This window comes from bacterium (genome assembly GCA_021372535.1).
In the GTDB taxonomy this organism is placed as follows: Bacteria; Latescibacterota; Latescibacteria; order Latescibacterales; family Latescibacteraceae; genus JAFGMP01.
Map to the genome: position 1 here is coordinate 1 of JAJFUH010000129.1, position 2,080 is coordinate 2,080.

The 2,080-nt window shown below is 47.3% G+C and carries 3 protein-coding genes; all 3 read left to right on the forward strand.

Annotated features, from left to right (window positions below; all coding sequences use genetic code 11):
• Positions 1–840: hypothetical protein (locus LLG96_11960; GenBank protein ID MCE5250926.1), on the forward strand; the 840-nt coding region annotated here is incomplete at its 5' end.
• Complete coding sequence (locus tag LLG96_11965; protein ID MCE5250927.1) at positions 830–1,273, forward strand: response regulator; 444 nt, start codon at positions 830–832, stop codon at positions 1,271–1,273. The genes LLG96_11960 and LLG96_11965, both read left to right, overlap by 11 nt.
• A 15-nt stretch (positions 1,274–1,288) precedes the next feature.
• Positions 1,289–2,080: response regulator (locus tag LLG96_11970; GenBank protein MCE5250928.1), on the forward strand; the 792-nt coding region annotated here is incomplete at its 3' end.

The window sequence follows — 2,080 nt, forward strand, 5'->3', positions numbered from 1 at the left end:
ACATTCTCTCCCGTAATAGAATTTAAATACGTCAATATTTATGGTCATGATATCACCGAGCGCAGACTGGCCGAAGAAGAGATAATCAGACTTAATAACGAACTCGAGCAGCGCGTCATCGAACGCACAGCCCAGCTGGAAACAGCCAACAAAGAGCTCGAGACCTTCGCATATTCGGTGTCTCACGATCTCCGGACACCGCTCAGGGCGATTGATGGTTTTTCCAGGATACTTATCGAAGATTATAGCGGTACACTCGATGATGAAGGCAGGCGGTTACTCGATGTTATATGTAAAAATACAGTGAGGATGGGACAGCTTATCGATGACATTCTTTCGTTTTCCCGTCTGGGGAGAATAGAAATGAATGTATCCGAAATCGATATGGAACAGCTTGCCGGAAGTGTGGTTGATGAACTGCAACCGACGGTACATGACCGGAATGTGGAGTTGACCGTCGAAAAGCTGCCTCCTTCCCAGGGGGATAAAGCTATGATACGGGTAGTTATGGTCAACCTCGTCAATAATGCCCTGAAATTCACCAGACCGAGGACGGTCGCCCGAATTGAAATTGGCGGACGCACCGAAAATGACGAGAACAGCTATTTTGTCAGGGATAATGGCGTCGGCTTCGATATGAACTATCAGAAGAAATTGTTCGGTGTGTTTCAGCGACTGCACAGGCAGGACGAATTTGAAGGGACAGGTATCGGTCTTTCCCTGGTGAAGCAGGTCATCACCCGTCATGGCGGTCGTGTATGGGCTGAAGGAAAGGTTGATGAAGGCGCGACAATTCATTTCACCCTGCCGCGAAAGAAGGAACAAGAAAATGAGTGCTGATAATAGAGTTGAAATCCTTCTTGTTGAAGATAATCAGACTGATGCGGAGCTTGCTATCAGAGCTCTCAAAAAACGGAATCTGGCCAACAGCCTGGAATGGGTCAGGGACGGCGCGGAGGCGCTTGACTATATTTTTGCAACCGGGAAGTATACCGGGCGTAACATAATCAGTACCCCGAAAGTCATACTCCTCGATTTGCGGCTGCCGAAAGTCGACGGGCTGGAAGTTCTTCAGAAGATCAAAGCCGATGAACGGACAAGATCGATACCGGTTGTTATCCTGACATCATCCAATGAGGACAGGGACATTGCAGAAAGCTACAAATTAGGGGTCAACAGCTATATCAGTAAACCGGTAGAATTTGACAATTTTTCAGAGACTGTTTCAAAGTTAGGATTATACTGGCTGCTCATGAATAAACCGCCGGTCTGATTGTGGAGACATATAATGAATACCATTATCCGGATATTGATCCTTGAAGATGTTCCAGAAGATGCCGAGCTGTTAGAACGCATACTGCGCAAAGAGAAACTGCAATTTACAGCACGGACGGCAGATAACAAGGAAGATTTTTTAAAAGAACTGAAAGATTTTTCACCCGATTTAATTCTTTCGGATTATTCCATGCCTCGATTCACCGGGCTCGAAGCGCTTAAAATAGTGAAAGAAATTGCTCCTTCTATCCCTTTAATCATTATTACGGGTTCAATCAACGAAGAAACGGCAGTTGAATGCATGAAAGCCGGCGCGGTTGACTATGTGCTCAAAGACCGTCTGACCAGAATAGTGCCGGCGGTTCAAGCAGCTCTTGAAAATAAACATATCCGGGACGAAAAAGCACGAATAGAAAAAGCTCTTACCGCCTCAGCCCGCGAGTGGGAATCCACGTTCGATGCGATCAATGACGCCGTCTGCCTGCTCGATATGAATGGAAACGTCCTGAGATGCAACAACGCCATGAAGAGCCTGGTGGGGAAGCCATTTGATGCGATTATCGGGAAAGGATGCTCGGTACTGTTCCGCAACGCAGTTTCGTCTGACAAGCTGTGTCTGTTTGCCCGCATGCATGAATCGCTTCACCGTGAAACAACGCGCGTGGAATTGAACGGTCGCTGGCTCGACATACTGCTCGATCCCATACTGGATGAAACCGGATCTCTTATCGGAGGAGTTCAGATTGTTTCCGATATCACAGAGAGTATGCGGGCCGAAGAGGAATTACGTGAAAGCGAGGAACGG